This is a genomic window from Hymenobacter ruber (genome assembly GCF_054783255.1).
Map to the genome: position 1 here is coordinate 378,343 of NZ_BAAGQX010000004.1, position 20,821 is coordinate 399,163.

The 20,821-nt window shown below is 61.2% G+C and carries 18 protein-coding genes; 11 read left to right on the top strand and 7 right to left on the bottom strand.

Annotated features, from left to right (window positions below; all coding sequences use genetic code 11):
• Positions 1–29 precede the first annotated feature (29 nt).
• The gene (rpsT, locus tag ACYVM5_RS12150; protein ID WP_168674786.1) at positions 30–281 is read left to right on the top strand and encodes a 30S ribosomal protein S20; all 252 of its coding nucleotides are present in this window, start codon (positions 30–32) and stop codon (positions 279–281) included.
• Positions 282–481: 200 nt separating this feature from the next.
• Positions 482–2,017, top strand: a complete 1,536-nt coding sequence (locus ACYVM5_RS12155; RefSeq protein WP_460618377.1) for a hypothetical protein — start codon at positions 482–484, stop codon at positions 2,015–2,017.
• Between the two features lie 81 nt (positions 2,018–2,098).
• Here ACYVM5_RS12155 and pyk read toward each other — a convergent pair whose 3' ends face one another.
• Entirely contained in the window at positions 2,099–3,538 is a 1,440-nt protein-coding gene (gene pyk / locus ACYVM5_RS12160) for a pyruvate kinase (RefSeq protein WP_460618378.1), read from the bottom strand.
• Positions 3,539–3,802: 264 nt separating this feature from the next.
• Entirely contained in the window at positions 3,803–4,231 is a 429-nt protein-coding gene (locus ACYVM5_RS12165; RefSeq protein WP_460618379.1) for an IPExxxVDY family protein, read from the bottom strand.
• A gap of 162 nt (positions 4,232–4,393) precedes the next feature.
• Here ACYVM5_RS12165 and ACYVM5_RS12170 point away from each other — a divergent pair, with 162 nt between their 5' ends.
• The 7 genes from ACYVM5_RS12170 to lgt all read left to right on the top strand — a co-directional run bounded on the left by ACYVM5_RS12170 (position 4,394) and on the right by lgt (position 11,293).
• Entirely contained in the window at positions 4,394–4,630 is a 237-nt protein-coding gene (locus tag ACYVM5_RS12170) for an acyl carrier protein (protein WP_019948606.1), read from the top strand.
• A gap of 165 nt (positions 4,631–4,795) precedes the next feature.
• Positions 4,796–6,046, top strand: coding sequence for a beta-ketoacyl-[acyl-carrier-protein] synthase family protein (fabF, locus tag ACYVM5_RS12175; RefSeq protein ID WP_460618380.1), 1,251 nt, complete (start codon positions 4,796–4,798; stop codon positions 6,044–6,046).
• Positions 6,047–6,224: 178 nt separating this feature from the next.
• Complete coding sequence (gene rnc / locus ACYVM5_RS12180) at positions 6,225–6,950, top strand: ribonuclease III family protein (protein WP_460618381.1); 726 nt, start codon at positions 6,225–6,227, stop codon at positions 6,948–6,950.
• 216 nt (positions 6,951–7,166) lie between these two features.
• Positions 7,167–9,083 carry an NAD(+) synthase gene (nadE, locus tag ACYVM5_RS12185; protein ID WP_460618382.1) on the top strand — a complete coding sequence of 639 codons (1,917 nt, stop codon included), beginning with the start codon at positions 7,167–7,169 and terminating at the stop codon, positions 9,081–9,083.
• Between the two features lie 206 nt (positions 9,084–9,289).
• On the top strand, positions 9,290–9,931 hold the full coding sequence (locus tag ACYVM5_RS12190; RefSeq protein ID WP_460618383.1) for an RNA polymerase sigma factor: 642 nt from the start codon (positions 9,290–9,292) through the stop codon (positions 9,929–9,931).
• On the top strand, positions 9,924–10,202 hold the full coding sequence (locus ACYVM5_RS12195; RefSeq protein WP_460618384.1) for a hypothetical protein: 279 nt from the start codon (positions 9,924–9,926) through the stop codon (positions 10,200–10,202). Before ACYVM5_RS12190 ends, ACYVM5_RS12195 begins: the two co-directional genes overlap by 8 nt.
• Positions 10,203–10,300: 98 nt before the next feature.
• Positions 10,301–11,293, top strand: a complete 993-nt coding sequence (gene lgt / locus ACYVM5_RS12200) for a prolipoprotein diacylglyceryl transferase (protein WP_460618385.1) — start codon at positions 10,301–10,303, stop codon at positions 11,291–11,293.
• A 96-nt stretch (positions 11,294–11,389) separates the two neighbouring features.
• On the opposite strand, the gene ACYVM5_RS12205 is transcribed toward lgt, so the two are convergent.
• From ACYVM5_RS12205 to ACYVM5_RS12215, 3 genes are read right to left on the bottom strand one after another with little or no spacing between them, the layout of a single operon-like run.
• On the bottom strand, positions 11,390–12,295 hold the full coding sequence (locus tag ACYVM5_RS12205; protein WP_460618386.1) for a hypothetical protein: 906 nt from the start codon (positions 12,293–12,295) through the stop codon (positions 11,390–11,392).
• Between the two features lie 44 nt (positions 12,296–12,339).
• Positions 12,340–12,564, bottom strand: coding sequence for a membrane protein insertion efficiency factor YidD (yidD, locus tag ACYVM5_RS12210; RefSeq protein ID WP_198066967.1), 225 nt, complete (start codon positions 12,562–12,564; stop codon positions 12,340–12,342).
• A gap of 20 nt (positions 12,565–12,584) precedes the next feature.
• A complete protein-coding gene (locus ACYVM5_RS12215; protein ID WP_460618387.1) occupies positions 12,585–13,319 on the bottom strand; it encodes a M48 family metallopeptidase in 735 nt (244 codons plus the stop codon).
• Between the two features lie 106 nt (positions 13,320–13,425).
• Here ACYVM5_RS12215 and ACYVM5_RS12220 point away from each other — a divergent pair, with 106 nt between their 5' ends.
• Positions 13,426–14,373 (top strand): hypothetical protein, encoded by a 948-nt coding sequence (locus tag ACYVM5_RS12220; RefSeq protein ID WP_460618388.1) that lies wholly within the window; start codon positions 13,426–13,428, stop codon positions 14,371–14,373.
• A gap of 77 nt (positions 14,374–14,450) precedes the next feature.
• Positions 14,451–16,541 (top strand): hypothetical protein, encoded by a 2,091-nt coding sequence (locus tag ACYVM5_RS12225; protein WP_460618389.1) that lies wholly within the window; start codon positions 14,451–14,453, stop codon positions 16,539–16,541.
• Positions 16,542–16,758: 217 nt separating this feature from the next.
• Here ACYVM5_RS12225 and ACYVM5_RS12230 read toward each other — a convergent pair whose 3' ends face one another.
• On the bottom strand, positions 16,759–18,699 hold the full coding sequence (locus tag ACYVM5_RS12230) for a DUF3857 domain-containing transglutaminase family protein (RefSeq protein WP_460618390.1): 1,941 nt from the start codon (positions 18,697–18,699) through the stop codon (positions 16,759–16,761).
• Between the two features lie 41 nt (positions 18,700–18,740).
• Complete coding sequence (locus ACYVM5_RS12235) at positions 18,741–20,792, bottom strand: DUF3857 domain-containing protein (protein ID WP_460618391.1); 2,052 nt, start codon at positions 20,790–20,792, stop codon at positions 18,741–18,743.
• Positions 20,793–20,821: the final 29 nt, after the last annotated feature.

A 20,821-nucleotide genomic window follows, 5' to 3' on the forward strand; every position in this document is an offset into this window, starting at 1 on the left:
AGCATAACGCTCCTATATATTTCCTGCTCATGGCAAACCATAAGTCGGCCCTCAAACGCATCCGCAGTAACGAAGCCAAGCGCGTGTTGAACCGTTACCAGCACAAATCCACCCGCACGGCCATCAAAAAGCTCCGTACGACGACCGACAAAACGGCCGCCCAGGAACTGTTGAAAAAAGTGACTTCGATGCTGGACCGTCTGGCCAAGAAGAACATCATCCACAAGAACAAAGCTGCTAACAACAAAAGCAAGCTGACAAAGCTCGTCAACGCGCTCTAGTGCGAGACGAGCCTAGCGAGGCCAGACTGCGCCGCCCCAAGGTCTGGTCTCGCGCTCCTTACAAAAAGCCCTGCTCATAATTGAGCAGGGCTTTTTGCGTGTAAACAGGTTTTTGATAGGTCAATATTGGTTTATCCGGGAGTATTTGGGTCGGGTGTTTACCTTACGGGCAGTATTCCACATCAACTACCCCCCCAACCATGAAACACGCCTACCCTTGGGCGCGGCTTTTGCTGGCCGCGCTACTCTCGTTTATCGCCTTGGGTGCCAGTGCGCAGCAGGCGTGGCGGCCATTTCGGCCAGGATTGATTTATACGTATGAAGTGCCGGGCAGCACCAGCACCGGCCCTTACGCCACGGTTGGTACTTACACCTTACGACTCGATTCGGCTTACGTGACAGCGACGGGCGACTCAGCTTGGGCATTCAACCGGGTGCTGCGAGAAACGACGGGTCAGGTGCCCGCCGAAGGGCTTTACGGCCGATTCCGCAAGAGCCGCAACAACTTGTTTGGTCAGCGCCTGCGCTGGCAGCCGGGCTCGACGGAATACACCTTGGAAACCGTAACGGAAGGAACTGCGCAAATGGCTACGTCGCTGCTATTGCGCCCGCAAGCTGCCGTGGCCAGCACCTGGGTCGCCAATGCGGCATCAAATATTACTGCTACGCTGACCAGCCGGGGCCTGCAAACGGTCAATGGCCAATCTGACATGGTGGCCACCATAACCCTGAGCACGGGGCCGGTGATACGGTTAAGCCAGAATTACGGGTTGATAGAAGGACCGCAATGGCTGACACTCAACGGCAGCCCGCGGCAATGGGTGGCTACGCAGCTGCCCGCTACGGTGGCGCAATCTCCCTACAGCCCTTTGCGCTTGTTCGATTTGCAGCCAGGCGACGAAATAGGCTATCAGGCTTTTCCTATTGTCATCACACCCTTCGAATGCTCACAAGTACGTAGCCTGCGTCGGTTTTCAGCACGCAGCCAAGTGGGCGATTCGCTCATTTACACGTTTCAGGAGCAAACCCGAACGGAAAATCTTAGTGTTGGAGCTCCCGGTTGTTCTGCCACTCCAGGTACTTACTACAGTGGCATCGCAACCTACCGCTGGGCCTTTTCGCTGAGTACGGGTAAATCAAGGCAGTTTACAGACACTCCCATGCTGACAGGAGAGTACCGCATGAGCAGTGGTGGTGTTTTCCTGAGCCGGGGAATTGTGCAGTTGCAGCCGGGTGGCAGCGGCTGTACCGGAAACCAACAAATAGTCTACGACCAGCTTTTTACTTATGGAGCCAATGACAACACCTTTGGGCGGCTTCCCGACATTGACCCCCTGATATGTTTCTCGCCCTCTCTTGGTTTGGGAGATGTCAGAAACAGAAGTGTTACCATCACCTACTATCGCCGCACCCGGAACGGTACAACCACCACTTGCGGCAGCCCCACCAACTTTGTTAATCTGCTGCCCACCCGCGCCGCCCAAGCAGCCGCCGTGGCCACGCTGCACCCCAACCCCGCCCCCGAAGCCGCTACGCTCACGCTGGCCCAGCCCGCCCGCCCTGGTGCCTCCCTACGTCTCACCGATGCACTGGGCCGCGCCGTGTGGGCTGCGCCCGTGCCCGCCGGCCAATCGGCCGTGACCGTGCCATTGGCCGGGCAGCCCGTCGGCCTCTACCTGCTGCACCTCACCAATCTTGATGGCGCTAATGCCACTTGGAAACTGACCCACGAATAGCCCGATTATCACCCCAAAAAAGAGCCCGCTACTTTCGCAGCGGGCTCTTTTCGTATCCGGCCAAGCGGCCGGCGGGATGATTTAGGCGATGCTCACCTTTACCATGTTGGCTTTGCCTTTGTCCTGAATGGGCATCGAGCCGGTGGTGATGTACACGTCACCAGCCTCCAGGTGGCCGGTGGTAGTGAGAACGTAGCGGATGTCGGCTACGGTGCTGTCGGTGCTCACGAGGCGGTCGTAGTAGAAGCCGCGCACGCCCCACACCAGGCTCAGGGCCGTGAGCAGGGGGCGGTTGTCCGTGAAGATGAAGATGTTGGCTTTGGGGCGGTACTTGGCCAGCTGGAAGGCCGTGTAGCCACGGTGCGTCATGCCGGTAATGGCTTTCGCGCCGGTGTTTTTGGCCAGGTGGCACGAGGCCGACAGGATGCTGTCGGCCATGAAGTTGGTGCCTTTGGGGTCGACGGGCCACCACTTGTGGAACAGCTGCGGGCTGCGGCTTTCCACGCTCAGGATGGTGCCCACCATCGAGCGAATTACCTCGGCGGGGTAGGCCCCCACGGCGGTTTCGGCCGAGAGCATCACGGCATCGGCACCGTCGAGCACGGCGTTGGCTACGTCGCTGGTTTCGGCGCGGGTGGGGCGAGGAGCCGTAATCATCGACTCCATCATCTGAGTAGCCACGATGACGGGCTTGCCGGCCGCGTTGCACTTGGCGATAATCATCTTCTGGGCCATCGGCACCTCTTCCATCTTCACTTCCACGCCGAGGTCGCCGCGGGCCACCATCACGGCATCGGTGATGGCAATGATTTCGTCGATGTTGCGTAGGCCGTCGGGCGTCTCAATCTTGGCTACCACGCGGGTGGTCTTGCCGGCCTCGGCAATCAGGTTCTTGATGAAGCGAATGTCGTCGGCCTTGCGGGCGAAGCTCAGCGCCACCCAGTCCACGTCGTGCTCCAGGCCGAACTTCAGGTCCTCGATGTCTTTCTCGGTCATGCTAGGGGCCGATACTTCGGAGTCGGGCAGGTTGATGCCTTTGCGAGGCTTCACCAGGCCGCCGTAAATCACTTCCACGTCCACTTCCTTGTCGCGGTCGGTGGCCAGCACTTTCAGCTCAATTTTGCCATCGTCAATCAGAATCTGGTCGCCGGCCTTCACGTCGCGGGCCAGGCCCATGTAGATGGTGCTCAGGCGCGTAGCGGTGCTGATTTCCTTCTCGCCGCACACCAGCTTCAGCTTGTCGCCGGCTTTGATTTCAACGCCGCCGCCTTCTACCTCGCCCAGGCGAATTTTGGGCCCCTGCAAGTCCTGCAACAGGCCCACCGAGGTGCGCATGTCCTTGTTCAGTCGCCGCACCGTGTTGATAACCGCCAGGTGCTCTTCGTAAGCACCGTGCGAGAAGTTGAGCCGGAACACGTCCACGCCTTCGCGCATGAGAATGCCGAGGCGCTCATACGTGTTGGAAGCGGGGCCGACGGTGGCCACGATTTTGGTTTTGTTAAATGAACTGGGGGTTTCCATGCGTTGGGATGAAATGTCGGAACAAAAAAACTCCCCTCCTTAAATGTAGAAGGGGACGCTGGCGCGGCGCGCAAGCCTGGGCCTTTGGCGGGGCAGGCGACGGCACCCGTCGCCGCAAAAGTCGTTTAATTTAATCGAAAAGCCTACCATTTGCCGCCGCACTTTCCCGCACTTTTTCGGGGCAAACGTTTGTTTACGGCCTTGTTGGGCACCTTAGCCACTGATTTATTTCGGTTCGGCAAAGCGTGGTGCCAGCCCCGGCAATCAGAGAATCAGATTTTCCTTGTACTTAAGCGAATTTGGGTCGAACTGGCAGGCATACTGCACGGCATCAAGGGCGGTGAGGCGCTGGAGCAACTCATCGTCGGCCAGGTGACCGCTGCCGTTGGTTACGGCCAGTAGATAGTCGTATTCCTTGATGTCCGGGGCCAGATAAGGCTTTTTGAGGCTGGACGGAGCAATGGAACGATTACGCAGCAGCCGCAGCGTGAGGCTCTCCGTGGTGTACAGGTAATGCGTGAACATCAGCCGGCCCTGGCTGAACAGATTTAACAGCAATTCGGGCTGCTTGACGAGGCGCAGGCGCAGGGCGCGGTTCAGCGTCCAGGCCAATGTATAGTCGCGGGTGCTGCTCACCAGCCCGAACAGGGCGAAGTCGCACTCGTAGTCAACATCCAGGGTGAAAGTTTTCATAGCGGCCACAAAAAGGGCACCCGCGGGCGGGAAGCGGCAAAGCTACGGCCCGCAACGGGCCGTCGCCATAATGTTGTACCCGCATTTCGGAAGCGCGGCCGTGGGTTAGATGAAAATTCTCTCGTTACTTTGCGCCGTAGTTTTCCCTAAACCCCCACGGAAATGTCTGAAATCGCAGAAAAAGTAAAGGCCATTATTATTGATAAACTGGGCGTTGAAGCCTCCGAGGTTACCCCCGAGGCAAGCTTCACCAACGACCTGGGTGCTGACTCGCTGGATACCGTCGAGCTGATTATGGAGTTCGAAAAGGAATTCAACGTGAGCATCCCCGACGACCAGGCCGAGAACATCGGTACCGTGGGCCAGGCCATCAGCTACCTCGAAGAGCACGCTAAGTAGTTTTCCCTCATTCTGAGCACGACGAGCAATTTGCGTAAATAATTACCCGATTTCCGCGTTTTGCCAGGAATGAATACCTAAGTTCTGCGCATACCGGCCGGCTAGCCGCCGGCCGGTTTTGCTGTTTCATCCCGCTTCACCTTTCGCGCCTCTGGCGCCTGACTTATGTCGTCCATCCGACGGGTTGTCGTTACCGGCCTTGGGGCCATCACACCGCTGGGCAATACGGCCCCGGCTTACTGGGAAGGCCTGCGCACTGGCACCAGCGGCGCGGCCACTATCACGCGCTTCGACCCCACCAAGTTCAAAACCCGCTTCGCCTGCGAAGTCAAGGACTATAATCCCGACACGTATTTCGACCGCAAGGAAGGCCGCAAAATGGACCTTTTCACCCAGTTTGCGGTGATTGCCTCCGACGAAGCCATTGCCGACTCGGGCCTGCTGGAAAGCGGCGTGGACAAAGACCGGGTGGGCGTGATTTGGGGCTCCGGCATCGGCGGCCTGAAATCATTGCAGGAAGAATGTTTCCAGTTTGAGCGCGGCGACGGAACGCCCCGCTACTCGCCCTTCTTCATCCCGCGCATGATTGCCGACTCCTCGTCGGGCAACATCAGCATCAAAAACGGTTTCCGTGGCCCGAATTTCGTGACGACGTCGGCCTGTGCCTCGTCGAACGATGCCATCATTGCCGCTTTCAACAACATCCGCCTCGGCCTCGCCGATGCCGTGGTGACGGGCGGTTCCGAAGCGGCCATCACCGAATCGGGGGTGGGCGGCTTCAATGCCCTCAAGGCCATGAGCGAGCGCAACGACGACGCGGCCTCGGCCTCGCGACCCTACGACAAGGACCGTGACGGCTTTGTGCTGGGCGAAGGTGCCGGCGCGCTGGTGCTGGAAGAATACGAGCACGCCAAAGCGCGCGGTGCCAAGATTTACTGCGAGCTGATTGGCGGCGGTATGTCGTCGGACGCCTACCACATCACCGCGCCCGACCCAAGCGGCGAAGGCGTGGTGCTGGTGATGAAAAATGCCCTGCGCGACGCCGGCATTCAGCCCGAGGAAGTGGATTACATCAACACCCACGGCACGAGCACGCCGCTGGGCGATGGCGCCGAAATCAAGGCCATCGAGAAAGTATTTGGCGCGCACGCCGAGAAGCTGAACATTTCTTCGACCAAAAGCATGACCGGCCACCTGCTGGGCGGGGCCGGCGGCATTGAGGCGGTGGCCTGCATCATGGCCATGCAAAACGGCCTGGTGCCGCCCACCATTAACCTGCACACGCCCGACCCGGAAATCAACCAGGCGCTGAACTTCACGCCGAACGTGGCGCAGGAGCGCGACGTGCGCGTGGCCATGAGCAACACGTTTGGTTTTGGCGGCCACAACACGTCGGTGATTTTCCGCAAGCTGTAAGCGGCTGGTTACATTGGTTGAATAGTAGTAGAACGTCATGCTGAGCTTGCCGAAGCATCTCTACCGCGCAGGTAATTCTTTCGATTGAATTACTATTGCACGTGAGATGCTTCGGCGGCGCTTAGCATGACGTTCTTTTTTAGGCTTTTTTTCTGCCGAACCTTTAAAACCCTTTCCTTTGCTCGGTTTCGTTTCCCGTTTTTTTGCTTCTGATAAGGCCTTTCGGCAGGCCGTAGCTACCGTGACGGGCCAGACGCCCAAGAATGCCCGGCTCTACCGGCTGGCGTTCACGCACTCGTCGGCGGTGCGGCAGCAGCCCGCCATTGGCCGGCACCAGACCAATGAGCGGCTAGAGTTCCTCGGCGATGCCGTGCTGGGCACGGTGGTGGCCGAATACCTGTTTAAAAAGTACCCCTATGAGCAGGAGGGTTTCCTGACGGAGGTGCGCTCGCGCATCGTGAACCGCGAAAGCCTGAATGGCATTGCCCTCAAGCTGGGCCTCGACAAGCTGGTGCAGCTGGACGCCGCGCAGGGCCGCGCCGCCCGCTCGCGCTCCGTGAACGGCAACGCGCTGGAGGCCCTGGTAGGGGCCGTGTACCTGGATTTGGGCTATAAATCGGCCCGTAAATTCATTCTGACGCGCCTCGTGAAGGGGTTTGTGGACGTGCACACGCTCACCACCACCACGGCCAATTTCAAGAGCAAACTGGTGGAGTGGGCGCAGCGCCAAGGCAAAGTGTTGCGCTACGACATCACGGGCGAGGCCCGGCCGGGCGGCATGATGGAATTTACCGCCAATGTGTTGCTGGACGAGGAAGTAGTAGCCACCGGCATGGGCCTGAGCAAGAAACAGGCCGAGCAGCTCGCCGCCGAGCGGGCGCTGACCGAGCTTGGGGTGGCGTAAGGATTTAATTATCAACTTACTGAATAGCCCCAGTGGGGCGGCATATTGGTAGTAAATAGTCCTCCTGGAATTATTAGAGCCCCATCGGGGCGACACTCGTCCGATGGGTGTCGCCCCGATGGGGCTTTTTCCGTTAAACACATGTCGGTTTCTACCAACATGTCGCCGCACTGCGGCTTTCATATTCTACATTCTCGCCTTTAATATTCAACTAGCATGCGCATCGCTGGAGCAGCCCTCAACCAGATTCCCATTGATTGGGAAAACAACCTGCGTAATATTCAGACGGCCATTGAACAGGCCAAAAGTGCAGGCGTGGAACTGCTGTGCCTGCCCGAGCTGTGCCTGACCGGCTACGCCTGCGAGGACCTGTTTCTGAGCGACTGGATGCCTGAGGCTGCACTGGCCCACCTGCAAGCGGTGCGGCCGTGGACGCAGGGTATCTGCGTGGTGGTGGGCCTGCCGGTGCGCCTGCCGGGCCGCACTTACAACACGGCCGCCGTGCTGCGCGACGGCCAGATTCTGGGCTTCGCGGCCAAGCAATTTCTGGCCAATGACGGCGTGCATTACGAGACGCGGTTTTTTGCGCCCTGGGTGGCGGGCGAAACCGGTACCGTGAGTTGGGAAGGGGAGACGTGGCCGCTGGGTGACCTGATTTTCGAGCACCAGGGCGTGCGTTTTGGCTTCGAGATTTGCGAGGATGCCTGGCGGGCCGATAATGTGCGGCCGGCCTGCCGGCTCATGGGCCGGGTGGATTTGATTGTAAATCCCTCGGCCAGCCACTTTGCCATGAGCAAAACCGACGTGCGCTACCAATTGGTAATGAAGGCGTCGCGCACGTTTGATTGCACCTACCTCTACGCTAATCTGCTGGGCAACGAGGCCGGCCGCATCATCTTCGATGGGGAAATTCTGGTGGCGCGCAACGGCCATTTGCTGAAGCGCAACCAGCTGCTGAGCTTCAAGGAAGTGGATTTGGAATGGGTGGACGTGGATTTCACGACCAGGCCGGAGCCGGCCGCCGAAATTGTGCCGCTGCCCGCGCCTGATGAGTACAAGGAGCTGAACCAGGCCATGAGCCTGGCGCTGTTCGACTACCTGCGCAAGGCCCGCAGCAAAGGCTTCGTGCTGAGTTTGAGCGGCGGGGCCGACTCCTGTTTCTGTGCCGTGGGCGTGGCCGAAATGGTGCGGCTGGGGGTGGAAGAGTTGGGTTTGGAGGAGTTCAAGTGGCGCAGCGGCTGCTTTCCGGCGGCGAGTGAAACGGTGGTGCAGCAGGCCGGGGCCGGCGGTAGTGCCACACAAGTGGTGGAAACGCCCACGACTGAGCGTGACTTTAGCACCAATCAGCAGCTCGTACGACAGTTGCTTACGTGTGCTTACCAGGGCACCGTTAATTCTTCGGATGACACCTTCAACTCCGCCAAGGATTTGGCCGATAGCATCGGGGCGCGGTTTTTTAATTGGGAAATAGACGAGGAGGTGGCCGGCTACGTGGGCAAAATCCAAGGTGCGCTGGGCCGGGATTTGACCTGGCAAACCGACGATTTGGCGCTGCAGAACATTCAGGCGCGGGTGCGGGCCCCCGGCATCTGGCTGCTGGCCAATGTGCAGAATTGCCTGCTCATCACCACTTCCAACCGCTCGGAGGCCAGCGTGGGCTACTGCACCATGGACGGCGACACGGCCGGTAGCATTTCGCCCATTGCGGGCGTGGACAAGGATTTCGTGAAAAAGTGGCTGCGCTGGGCCGAAACCGAGCTGAGCTACGCGGCCCTACGCCACGTGAACGCCCTGCAGCCCACCGCCGAGCTGCGCCCCCTGGAAGACAAGCAGACCGACGAACGCGACCTCATGCCCTACACCCTGCTCAACCGCATCGAGCGGCTGGCTTTCTACGACCGCCTCAGCCCGAAGCAGGTGCTGGATACTCTGGACACAGAAGCCACCGGCTTCGACCACGAGCAGTTGAAGGCCTTCGTGCGTCGCTTCTATACCCTCTGGAGCCGTAATCAATGGAAGCGCGAACGGTACGCGCCCTCGTTTCACCTCGATGATTACAATGTGGACCCGCGCTCCTGGCTGCGGTTTCCGATTCTGAGCGGCGGGTTCAGCGCGGAGCTGGCGGCGCTGTAGCGTCGGCGCTGATGTGGGATATCGGAAGTAGCGAAACGTATTTTGCTAAATTAGCTTCTGATAGACATTGGGTTACGGATGTTTTGCAACGGTTGGCGCAAGTTTTCTGCATTGAGCGGCCCTAACGCTATGCAACCTTATCAAGCGTGACATTGAGTCGCGACGGAAGCTGCAAAAACAACTTACCAATATTCAGTCCGGGCTCTGTGACTTGCGCTATTCCCCTGTTTTCAACCCTTGAGCCGTCGGCTTGCGCCGAAGCGGTTGCGCCGCCGCTGGATGCTGAAGTAGAGCTGGTAGCACAGCTGCAACGCGGGGACGAGGCCGCGTTTCGCACCCTGGTCGACCGTTACCAGAACCGCGTGTATCGCACCGCGTTTTCGTTGCTCCGAAACCCGGAAGAAGCGGAGGACGTGGCCCAGGAGGTTTTTGTAGAAGTTTACCAAACCATCGGCCGGTTCCGGGGCGAGGCGGCGCTGAGCACGTGGCTCTATCGCCTGACTACCTCACGAGCGCTGAAAAATCGCCGCCGGGCCCAGGCCAAAAAGCGCCTGGCATTTTTCACCAGCCTGCTGGGGTTCGGCAACGAGGTGTTGCACGAGCCGCCCGACCACGCCCACCCGCTCACGCTATTGGAGGGCCAGCAACAGTTCGAGCTGCTGCTGGCCCACATAGCCCGGCTGCCCGACCAGCAGCAGGTGGCCTTCACCCTGCGCCACGAGCAGGAGCTGAGCTACGAACAGATTGCCGCCGTGCTCGATACCACCGTGGCCGCCGTCGAATCCCTGTTATTTCGTGCCCGGCAAACCCTTCGCAAACACGTTCAACCGTCTTTTCGCCATGTCTAACGCTGACAACCGTCCTGAACCCGACCAGGAATGGGAGGACCTGCTGGGCCAGCTGCGTACCCAGCCCCAGGCGCAGCCCCGTCCGTTTTTTTACAGCCGTGTGCAGGCCCGGCTGAGTGCCCAAACCCGCCCCGCCTGGCGGCCAAGTTGGGTGCGCCGCCCCGCATTTGCCCTGTTGCTCGGCGCACTGGTGTTGCTTCTGGGCGGCGACGACGCGGCTCTCGCGTCGGGCGGAGTGCCGGTGGCGGCCAGCGTGCCCGCCCCGCGCTGATTGTGCCGGCGTTTCCCATGTATTGAATTACATTTTTTGCTGCCCGGTGCCAAGCCGGGGGCTGAGTACCTTTGGCCTTCTATTTCATTTTCGCCCGCATGCTTCCTTCTCTCGACGCCATTCTCTGGAACGTCAACCCCATTATTGCTCACCTCGGGCCGGTCACGCTGCGCTGGTACGGGCTGTTTTTCATGCTGCCCTTTGTGGTGGGCACGTTCATTCTCACGCACATCTACCGCTCGGAGCGGGTGTCGCCGCAGTGGGTCGACGTGATTACGATTTACATGCTCATCGGCACCATTGTGGGGGCGCGGCTGGGGCACATGCTGTTTTATGATTTCGATGCGCTGATGGCCGACCCCATAGTGGTGTTCAAAATCTGGCAGGGCGGGCTGGCCAGCCACGGCGCTACCATTGGCATCCTGTTCGCCTGCTGGCTGTTTGCCCGCAACAATAAGTTCGACTACCTGTGGGTGCTCGACCGCATTGTGATTGTGGTGGCGCTGGGCGGGGCCTGCATCCGCACCGGCAACCTGATGAACTCCGAAATTGTGGGCAAGCCCAGCAGCGCGCCGTGGGCTTTCACCTTCCCGCGCGATACCGAGCACCTGCTGCCCGCCACTCAGCCCTTACCCGTTGGCGCGGAGCTGGTTGACCGTGTTGTTCAGCCTAACGGTACTTATGCTTACCCAATACATGCTGCCGGCCAGCCGGTTACGGCCGATACGCTGATGGCCGTACCACGCCACCCCACTCAGATTTACGAGGCACTGTTCTGCATTTTCCTGCTCATCCTGCTCTATTCGATGTGGAACCGCACCAAAGAGCGCACGCCGCGCGGGCAGCTGTTCGGGCTGTTTGTGGTGTTGCTGTTCATCCAGCGGTTTCTCGGCGAGTACCTGAAGGAGAATCAGGTAGCGTTTGAAAACGGCCATATGTTCAACCAGGGCCAGCTGCTGAGCATTCCGCTGATTTTCATTGGCATCTGGGTGCTGTGGCGGGCCGGCAAAGACCCCGAAAACCCCTACGGCTACGCTCCGCGTGACCTGGGCAAAGAAGGCGACGCGCAGCATACGACGCTTAACGTTTAAGGCCGTCAGGCTTCGCAACGTAAAAAGAGGCTTCGCAAGGTGACATTCAATGTCAACCTTGCGAAGCCTCTTTCTATTTCCCAAAACATTGCGCCCTTACGGCAGCGTGTACTCAAACAGACCGCCTTGCTCGGTGCTGATAAGCAGCGTATTGTCGTCCTTGAAAACGGCACCTTCCGTCTGCCCGGCGCCGGATAGTGAGACCTGCCGCGGCGTGGCCTTCAGGATTTCAGCCCACGAATTGCCGTCGAGAACGAACAGCTCGCCCCGGCCCAGCAGCACCAAGCGGTGCCCATCGGCGCGCAGGGCGGCATCGGTTACCTGACCGGGAATGGCCAGCGACGTTACTTTCTTGGCGGTGTAGGTGCCGGGCTGGTCGGGCACGGTGTACACGTTGCTGGTGCGGTCCTGGCCCCGGTCTTTGGTGAAAAGCCATACCTGGCCGTCGTGCCAGAGGCTGGCCTCGCAATCGAAATTGCGTTGCTTTTTCTTGGGTGGAAACTCACGTTGGTCGGGGTAACTAAAGGCAATGGTGCCAACGGACTTAGGACTGTCGGGCCGGAATTTGAAGATTTTGAGGTCGCGGCGCGTGCTTTCGTTGTTGCCGCAGTCGCCGATGTAGTAGTTGCCGCTGCCGTCGCGGCTCAGGCTTTCCCAGTCGGTGTTGGTGGCCGGCACGTCGATGGTGCGAATGAGCTGGCCCACGCCGCTGATTTCGTAGAGCGTGGGCGAGTTGCCGTCGTCGCCGAAGCTGAAATAATGGCTGCTTTCCGGGGCCGGGGCCAGTCCCGAGCTTTCGGGCACTTTGCCCTTGAGCGAGCCCACTTTGCTGAGGCCCGCGATTTCGGCAGCCGCGTTTTTATCCTTGCGGCGGTCGCCGCCTTTGGGCATGTCAGCCCCCGCGTTCTGCGGCGAATCGGTGGTTTTATCGGATTGGGCCTGGGAGCAGGCTGCAGTGAACATTAGGGCCAGCGCGGCCGGCACAAGGGGAATAAAGCGCATTAACGTAGAGCAACAGGTGAGCTTACCTATACGCAGGCCGCCGTTTAGGGTACGGGGTCGTAGCCGTGGCCGCCCCAGGGGTGGCAGCTAGCAATGCGCCGCAACGCCAGCCACCCGCCCCGCCACGGCCCATACTTGTTGATGGCCTGCACCGCATACACCGAGCACGTGGGCGCGTAGCGGCAGCTCGGCGCGGTGAGCGGCGAAATGAAGCGCTGGTAGAACCAGACGAGGCCGAGAAAAAGGGCGCGGAAGAAGCGGGACAGCATAGTGGAGAAGAAAACAGGAACTACTTCGGCAGCGCGTTCAGCTCCGCTTTCCACCGTTGCCAGTCGGGCAGCAGCCGCGTTTGCAGGTCGTAGAAGGCCTTGGAATGGTCGCCCACCAGCAGGTGGCAGCACTCATGCAGCAGCACGTAGTCGAGGCACTCGGGGCGGGCGCGCACCAGCTCCGGGCTCAGGCGAATGCGGGCCGAGCGTGGCGTGCAGCTGCCCCAGCGCGTCCGCATCTGGCGCACGGAGAGGGTAGGGCGGGTCAGGTTGAACTCGGCGAAGCGCGGCCACACCCGCTCCAACGATTCGGCAAAAAGTGGCCCGGCCTGGCGGGCATACCAGGCGTGGAGCAATGCTTCGGCCTGCGCGGGAGTGAGGGGCGCGGGCGCGGCCATGACTAGCTCGTCGCCTTCCACCGTCACCGCAGCCCGGCGGGCTTCGGCAAAGCGCAATTGATAGGCCTGGCCTTGATAATAATGCGTGCTGCCAGCCTCAAAATGGCGGGTGGGCGCGGGGGCGGGCCGGTTGGCAAAGGCTTCCTGGTGCTTGAGAATCCAGTCGGCTTTTTTCAGAACTTGCTGGGCTACCCACTCGGGCGAGGTGCCGGCCGGGGCGCTGATGTGCACGCTGCCATCGGGCCGCACGGCAAAGCCGATGGTGCGCCGCGACCGGAACACGAGCGTGTAGCTGAGGGATTGATTTCGGTACGCAATGGTTTCGCGGCGCGGCGCGGCAGAGAAGGAGCGGGGCATGGGACGGCAAGTTCGGCAGCGGTGCCGGAATGCTTAACCGCACGGGCCGGCAAAATAATTTCGGTTCGAATCGGGGCAATCGCAGTCGAGTTGCTACCTTACCGTTATGAAACACTGTCTACCTAAATATATTTCTACTTTCTGCTTTTTTATCGTTGTCTCGGCCCTTTGGCCGGTGGCAGTGGCGCAGGCGCAGGGCAACGGCCCCGGGGTGCGCGGGGCCCGCGCCGCCGCGCTCAGCAACGCCTCGGTGGCGCTAGCGGGCGAGGTGTGGAGCATGGGCAACAACGTGGCCGGAATCAGCGAAATCCAACGGCCCAGCGTGGGCTTCTACGCTGAAAACCGCTATTTCAGTTCGGCCCTGAACGTGGGCGCGCTCACGGTGGCCCTGCCGCTGGGCCACACCACCGCTCCTGATGCAGGCGGCGTAATGCCCGGGGCCGAGGGCGCCGCGCCGTCGCTTAGCCCTGCGGCTGCGCCTACCTGGGCGCGCAACGGGGTGGTGGCGCTGGAGGTGCAGCGCTTCGGCGGCGTACTATATAATGAAACCCGCGTGGGCGCGGGCTACGCCTACCGCTTCGGCCAAATTAGCCTGGGGGCGCGGGCCGATATGCTGCAAGTAAGCATCGAAGGCTTGGGCAGCCGGCGCGTGGTGCTGGGTACGCTGGGCGGCCAGATTGAAATTGTGCCCCGTCGGCTCAGCTTCGGCGCTTCGCTCTATAATATCAGCCAGACCAAGCTGGCCAGCTACCAGGACGAGCGGGTGCCCACCATCCTCAAGGCCGGCCTGGCCTACCGCCCCGGCAGCCAGGTGCTGCTGCTGGTGGAGACGGAAAAAGACGTGGAGCGCGCCGCCAATTTCAAGGTGGGGCTGGAATACCGGCCGGTGCCGGTGCTGGCCGCGCGCCTGGGCCTGGCCTCGCTCACCGAGCAGGCCAGTGCGGGCATTGGCGTGCTGGCCGGCGCGTTTCAGATTGACTACGCGGCGGCGTTTCAGCAGGCACTGGGTTTTAGCCAACACCTGAGCGTGAGTAAATCGTGGGGCGGGAAGTAATGAGAAAAAATCTACGCTTACGCGCTGGTTTCAACCTGCGGAATGGGTTGGCCGGGCTCACGGTTTGCGGGGTCTTATTGATAGGACAAGCTGCCAATGCCCAGGACTACGTGCGTCGTGCGCCCGACCTGGACCGCCTGACGCAGGAGCTATTCGCCGAAATTCAATCGGATGAAGTGCCCTACGAGGACCTTTACGAGACGCTGCTCCAGTATTATCAGACGCCCATCAACCTCAACACCGCCACCCGCGAGGAGCTGCGCTCGCTGCTGCTACTCAATGAAAACCAGATAACCACGCTGCTCAACCACCGCCAGGCCAATGGCGACCTGCTGAGCGTGTATGAGTTGCAAAGCATTGAGGGCTACGACCTGCGCACGATAAATCGGATTTTGCCCTTCGTGAGCGTGCAGGCTGGCGGAGGCAATGCCAGCCGGGGCACCCTGTGGCAACGCATTGCCCGCGAGGATAATAACGCCCTTTACCTGCGCTACGAGCGGGTGTTGCAGCAGCGCCAGGGCTACACGCCGCCCACCCTCTACCAGGGCCAGCCCACCACGCGCTACCTAGGTTCGGCTGATAAGATGCTGATTCGCTACCGCGTGAGCCACACCAAGGATTTCAGCGTGGGCTTTTCGATGGAAAAGGACGCTGGTGAGCCCTTGGTATGGAACCCTAAGAACGGGCAATTCGGGGCCGATTACGTGTCGGCGCACCTGCTCATTCAGGAGCGGGGCAAGTTGAAATCGTTGGCGTTGGGCGACTACCAGTTACAATTTGGGCAGGGTTTGCTGCTGTCGTCGGGCTTGGGCGTGGGCAAGGGCGCGGAGACGATTACCACGCTGCGGCGCTCGTCGGTGGGTGTGCGGGCGTATTCGTCGCTGCTTGAAAACGCATTTTTCCGGGGCGGGGCGGCCACGTACCAGGTGGCGCCCACGGTGCAGGTCACGGGTTTTGTGTCGCACAAGAACGTGGATGCCAACCTGCAGCAAAGCCAGGATTCGCTGGCGCAGTACGACGAATTTACCTCGGGCCTGCTGTATACCGGCTTCCACCGCACGGCCTCGGAAATTGCCAACCGACACCGGCTGGCCGAAACCGTTGGGGGCGGTAACGCCACCTACACCAGCCGCGACGGCAACCTGGCCATCGGAGCCACCGGCGTGTTCACGCACTATGGCACGCCCATTCTCAAGCGGCCCGAGCCGTACAACTATTTCGAGTTCAGCGGCCGCGAAAACCTGGCCCTGAGCCTGAACTACAGCTACGTCTACCGCAACTTCCTGCTGTTTGGCGAAACGGCGCGCAGCACCGGCGGCGGCCTGGGCACCGTAAACGGCCTGTTGGCCAGCCTCGGCTCCAGCGTGGACGCGGCCTTGCTGGTGCGGCACTACGATGCCGATTTTCACACCCTCTACGGCAACGCCTTCAGCGAAAATACCCGCAACATCAACGAAACTGGTGTTTATATCGGCCTGAAGGTGCGGCCCGTGGCCCGCTGGGAAATCTCGGCCTACTACGACCAGTTCCGCTTCCCGTGGCTGCGCTACCGCGCCAGCGCCCCCACCGACGGCCACGATGCTCTCGTTCGCGTCGCCTACTCGCCCACCAAAACCAGCCTGCTCTACGTGCAGCTGCGCCAGCGCCTCAAGCCCCGCGACCTGGCCAGCGCCGACCTCCTCAACCTCGACCCCAACCGCGCCCTGCCGCTACCCGGCGAGCAGCTGCGCCAGAGCATTCTGGTGTACTACAACACGGCCATTTCGCCGCAATTGGAACTGCGCACCCGCATGCAGGCCCTGCGCCTGCGCGACGACGACGGCCTGGCCTGGCGCAGCGGCTACGTGCTGGCCCAGGACGTGGGCTACCAGTTCAACCGCACCCTCAAGCTCACGGCCCGCTACTCCATCTTCGACGCCGACGACTACGACTCGCGCCAGTATGTGTATGAGCAGGACGTGTTATTAGCGGTATCAGTGCCGGCCCTCTACGGCCAGGGCACGCGGGTGTACGGCATTGCCGAAATCCGCGTTAACCGCGCCATGACGCTCTGGCTGCGCTACGCCGAAACCCGCTACCGCCATCAGGATGTGGTGGGCACGGGGCTGGAATCCATCCAGGGCTCGCTACGCGGCGAGGTAAAAGCGCAGCTGCGGGTAAAGTTTTAGCAGGCCCGTCTGTCATTGCGAGTGAAGCGCAGCGGAACGCGGCAATCCGTCCCGTATAATGTGAGAAGCCCTGAAGTGTGACAAGCCTTTTTTAGTATAAAAAGCCCCGACGCTGCTATGCGCCGGGGCTTTCTGTTATTAGAAAATGTCTGGTTTTGACAGGACGGATTGCCGCGTTGCGCTACGCTTCACTCGCAATGACAGGTGGAGCTAATGGCTAGCTCTCCGTTTTCAGCAATACCACCGCTGTTTTATCTGCCACGCTGATTTTGCGGCGGAAGTCGAGGTAGCCGGCGTAAGCGGTTTTGGGCAGGTGGCCGCGTTTCAGCTCCAGCCGGCGGATGTATTGGATGGTGCCATCGGGCAGGGCGGCGTACTGGCTGGCATAGGTGCCGTAGGCGGTGCTAAGCTGCACGGGGGCGGGCAGAGTTTCGGGGTGGAAGCCGGCGGGCAGGTGCAGCCGCACGGTGTCGGCGTGCAGGCTGGCGTGGTCGAGCCACAGGTCGGTCTGGCGCTCGCCTACCTGCGCGGGCAGAGCGGGCAGGCGGCTCAGCAGGTTGGGGTTGATGAACACGCGCTTGCCGCTGGGCGGGGCAAAGCCCGGCAGCGCCAGCGCCAGGTTCTCGACCACGCCCGGTAGTGGGCCGGCCGGGGCTGCCGTCAGGTTGAATTTGGTGAGGGTGAAAGTGGGTAGCTTGAGGCGGTCGGTGATGTATTTTTTCTGTTCCACCGGCCCGCGCTCGTGCATCAGCATGGCGTAGAGGTCCTGCTCCTGGCCGGTGCGCAGGGTGCGGGCCGTGGCCGTGGCGCTGCCCGTGGCGTCCAGAAACAGGTCGAGGCGACGCAACTGGCGGTTTTCGGCGGTGCTGTAGCGGGGCGTAGCCACCAGCTTGCCGCCCTCGGGCGTGAGCAGCAGCGCGTGGCGGTTGCCCGTGAAGCTGCCCATGTAGCCGAAGGATTCGGTCTGGCTGGTGCATTCCAGCCACAGGGTATCGGCCTTGCTGCCCTTGGCCGGAGGCACGCACACAATGACGTGGTTGAACTGGGTGCTGGGGAAGTCGGCCCGAATGTCGGGCTCGTCGGAGCCGGCTTTTACTAGGGCCACGCAGGCCGGCACGCCGGCCGCATTCAGCAGGGCCACGGTGTAGTTGCTTAGGGCTTTGCAGTCGCCGTAGCCATTGCTGGCCACCGAGCTGGCCGGAAACGTTTGCCAGCCGCCCAGGCCCAGCTGCACCGAGATGTAGCGGGTGCTGCCCTGCAGCATCTCGTACACGCGCTGGGCCCGGATGCGCGGGTCGGTGATGCCGCTGACCAGCGCGGCTACTTTGGCCGTGGTGGCGGGCGGCAGCACGTCCCGGCCGGCATTCAGTTCGTAGCTCCAGCTCCCCAGGTTTTGCCAGGAAGTGGCTGAGCCTTTGTGGCCCTGCACCTCAAAGGTGCCGGGAGCCATTGCCACGGACGGGGTTAGGTCGGCCAGCGGCGGCGCGGCTTCTTCCTCGTCCACGGCCGGCAGGTTGGTCAGCTGCCACTCGTAGGTTTCCTGGCCATTGGTGCTGGTGTGGGCCACGGCGGTGCCCACGGGCAGCTGCCGCTCCTGGTAGCGCAGGGGCAGGGCGGTGGGCGTGGTCACGAGCAGGGTCGCGCTTTCCACGGCCAGGCCTTCGGCTTCCTGCGGCTGCCAATGCGGGTAGAATAAGGTATTGTCCGACACGGTTTCGTAGTCAAACTCTACCGTGTAGGGCGTTTGGGGCTGGCGCAGGTCGGCGTAGCGAATCCGGACATCGGTCATGAAATTATTGTCGCTCACGCCCTGGTCGTGGATTTCGGCGGCCCGCAGCTGGTGCAGCAGGCGGCCGTCGGCATCGTACACGGCCCCGCGCAGGTAGCTCAACGATTCGAGGTCGGAATAATATTCACCGTGCCGACCAAAGTCGTCGCCCGCTGCATCCAGCACGGTAATGACGCGGTGCACGGTGTGCACCAGCCGCCCGGCCGATTTCACGGTCACCACCTCGTCATCGGCCCGTAGCACGGCGCTGGCGCCTTCGCGCAGGGACGATGGAATATCAGCCACCGCGTATTTGGGCGCGGACGCGGCGGGGGGCGTCAGGAAGCCGCCGAGCGGCAGCACAGCCAGGAAAGGAAGCAGGGCTTTCATCAGATAAAAAACAGGGTAGCTAAAATGGCCTTAATTGCCGACTAGGCCTTCTTCTTGATAATCAGCCGCTCGTTTTGCTTTTCCAGCATCAGGCGGTAGAACTCACGTAGCTGGGCGTATTCCTCGGCCGCGTACACGGGCTTGCGCAGGCTCATGCGGCTCATAAGCTGCACCACGCCGGGCGCGCCGGCCGTGACGGTGCAGATGAAGCGCCCGCCGCCCTCGGGCAGGTCCACAATGGATGGTTTGGGTATTTCGGCCAACTCGTAGCCGGCGGGCAACGTCAGGGTCACCATCGTGGTTTCGTCCTGCGGCGCGCCAAAGTCCACGGGAAACAGCCGGTCGTCGTGCCGGAAGGGGTTCTGCTCGGTGCCGAACTCGCGCAACGGACTCAGATAGAGCAGGTCGGCGGTGGCGTTGTCGTCGGCGGGCTGGGTAAACTCGTAGTCCAGGGCCAGGGGCTTGGCTACGTTTTCGCGTTCGCCTACGGTCAGCTTGGGCACGGTCCAGCCACTGTGCGGGCGGGTCATCCGGGCCAGGTATTTCTTTTCGCCCAGGCTGCTCAGCTCTTCGCGGGCATCGGCCCCGGCGTAGCCGCCGTGCTCCTCGTGCACCTTGCCCGTAAGGCCGCCCTTAGCGTCCATGGTGAGGGCTACCTGCTGGTAGTGCACGTAGCGCTGGGCCGGGGCCAGCTCCACCCAGCGGCCTTCTTCGGATTTTTTCATGATGAGGCGGCCGGCCTGGTTCAGGCAGCGTTTGGGCAGCACGCCGCAGGGCAGCATCGGCTCGGTAGCATCCACCAGCAGGTCCTTGCCATCGGCCAGCGGCACCAGCGCCAGCACGTAGTTGAAGCGGGAAATCATGGGCTGCGACTGGTCCACGCGGCCGTGGTTGCGGGTGCTCAGTATCAGCGGATTGGCGGGAATGCCAGCCATGCGCAGGCCCGAGATGAGCAGCAGGTTTACGTCGGCGGCCGTGCCGTGGTGGGCATCGAAGGCTTTGCGCAGCGACGCCGTGGTGGCGTAGTGGTTGGTGCCATCGTAGCGCACGGCGGCCATCACCACCTCACGCACGGCAGCGGCGCGGGCCTGCACATCGGGGTATTTGGCCACCAGCGGCATAATCTGGTCCTTCAAAAAACCGCCTCGGTCAAGCTGCCCGCCAAAGTTGTCGCTGCTCAGCAGCTCCATGTCGATTTTGGCCCAGGTGCCGGACACGTTCAGGTAGGGCTGGTTTGGAAATTGCTGGCCGGCCATCTGGAAGGTAATGCGGTCCAGGTAGTCTTCCGAGGTGGTCATGTAGGGCTCGTCGCGGAAAGCAGGCACATCTTTCATTGCCCACACGTAGTGGGTGGCGTGCGCCGTAACGGCATCATTCGTAGCCGCCTCACGGTTGGTTGACAAGCCGCCCCCGGTGAAGCCACCCGCCGTGCGCACCGTAAACTGTGCCGCGCTCTCACTCTGGGTTTGCACGGCCAAGGCGTGGTAACCCTGTTGCAGCATTTTGTAGTGGAAATACTCCGGAATAGTGGCCCGAAACTCGCTCCAGCGCACCGGAATGTCACGCTGAAACGTCCAGTCCTGAAAATTGAACAGGAAGTCGGAAATCACCGTGTAGTTGTACTCAATCACCGAGCCCTCGCGCACGTCGGGCATCGTGAACTTGCGCACCCGCACATTGGCCGTCTGGTCCTCGGTGAAGGTGTTGCTGCCGTCCAGCTTGGTTTTCACCACCTGGCCGTTTACCAAGTTGTAGGTGGTACCGCGCAGGCCGGTAATCTTCTCCTGGTTTTCGTCGCGGTGGAAGAGGGGGATTTCCACCGTGGCCGCGTCGTAGCCAGCCTTTTTCAGAATTTTGATGCGCGTGGTGCGCTCCGATATCAGCTGAAAGTCGTTGTTGTTGTACTGGAAACTGGTGGTGCCGTAGTCGCAGAGCACCACGGCAGCCGCGGCGCTATCGCCCACAAACGGCGCCGCCGTAAAATCCTTGGGGTCGGGCTTGCCAAATTTGATGGGGTCGGTCTGGGCCTGGGCCGTGAGGCTGGCCAGCACCAGGGCGGCCAATGCCACCGGGTAACGTAACGAGTTCTTCATAAATAAAGAGCGTGGGAAAGGTTAATTAG

Excerpts from the sequence above, each read along its gene's own strand:
- ACYVM5_RS12215 (WP_460618387.1), bottom strand. The coding sequence starts at position 13,319 with ATGCCCCGCTCCTTCTCTGCCGCGCCGCGCCGCGAAACCATTGCGTAC.
- yidD (WP_198066967.1), bottom strand. The coding sequence starts at position 12,564 with ATGCTGTCCCGCTTCTTCCGCGCCCTTTTTCTCGGCCTCGTCTGGTTC.
- rpsT (WP_168674786.1), top strand. The coding sequence starts at position 30 with ATGGCAAACCATAAGTCGGCCCTCAAACGCATCCGCAGTAACGAAGCC.
- fabF (WP_460618380.1), top strand. The coding sequence starts at position 4,796 with ATGTCGTCCATCCGACGGGTTGTCGTTACCGGCCTTGGGGCCATCACA.
- ACYVM5_RS12230 (WP_460618390.1), bottom strand. The coding sequence starts at position 18,699 with ATGAAAGCCCTGCTTCCTTTCCTGGCTGTGCTGCCGCTCGGCGGCTTC.
- nadE (WP_460618382.1), top strand. The coding sequence starts at position 7,167 with ATGCGCATCGCTGGAGCAGCCCTCAACCAGATTCCCATTGATTGGGAA.
- lgt (WP_460618385.1), top strand. The coding sequence starts at position 10,301 with ATGCTTCCTTCTCTCGACGCCATTCTCTGGAACGTCAACCCCATTATT.
- ACYVM5_RS12220 (WP_460618388.1), top strand. The coding sequence starts at position 13,426 with ATGAAACACTGTCTACCTAAATATATTTCTACTTTCTGCTTTTTTATC.
- ACYVM5_RS12195 (WP_460618384.1), top strand. The coding sequence starts at position 9,924 with ATGTCTAACGCTGACAACCGTCCTGAACCCGACCAGGAATGGGAGGAC.
- pyk (WP_460618378.1), bottom strand. The coding sequence starts at position 3,538 with ATGGAAACCCCCAGTTCATTTAACAAAACCAAAATCGTGGCCACCGTC.
- ACYVM5_RS12235 (WP_460618391.1), bottom strand. The coding sequence starts at position 20,792 with ATGAAGAACTCGTTACGTTACCCGGTGGCATTGGCCGCCCTGGTGCTG.
- ACYVM5_RS12165 (WP_460618379.1), bottom strand. The coding sequence starts at position 4,231 with ATGAAAACTTTCACCCTGGATGTTGACTACGAGTGCGACTTCGCCCTG.
- ACYVM5_RS12170 (WP_019948606.1), top strand. The coding sequence starts at position 4,394 with ATGTCTGAAATCGCAGAAAAAGTAAAGGCCATTATTATTGATAAACTG.
- ACYVM5_RS12155 (WP_460618377.1), top strand. The coding sequence starts at position 482 with ATGAAACACGCCTACCCTTGGGCGCGGCTTTTGCTGGCCGCGCTACTC.
- ACYVM5_RS12205 (WP_460618386.1), bottom strand. The coding sequence starts at position 12,295 with ATGCGCTTTATTCCCCTTGTGCCGGCCGCGCTGGCCCTAATGTTCACT.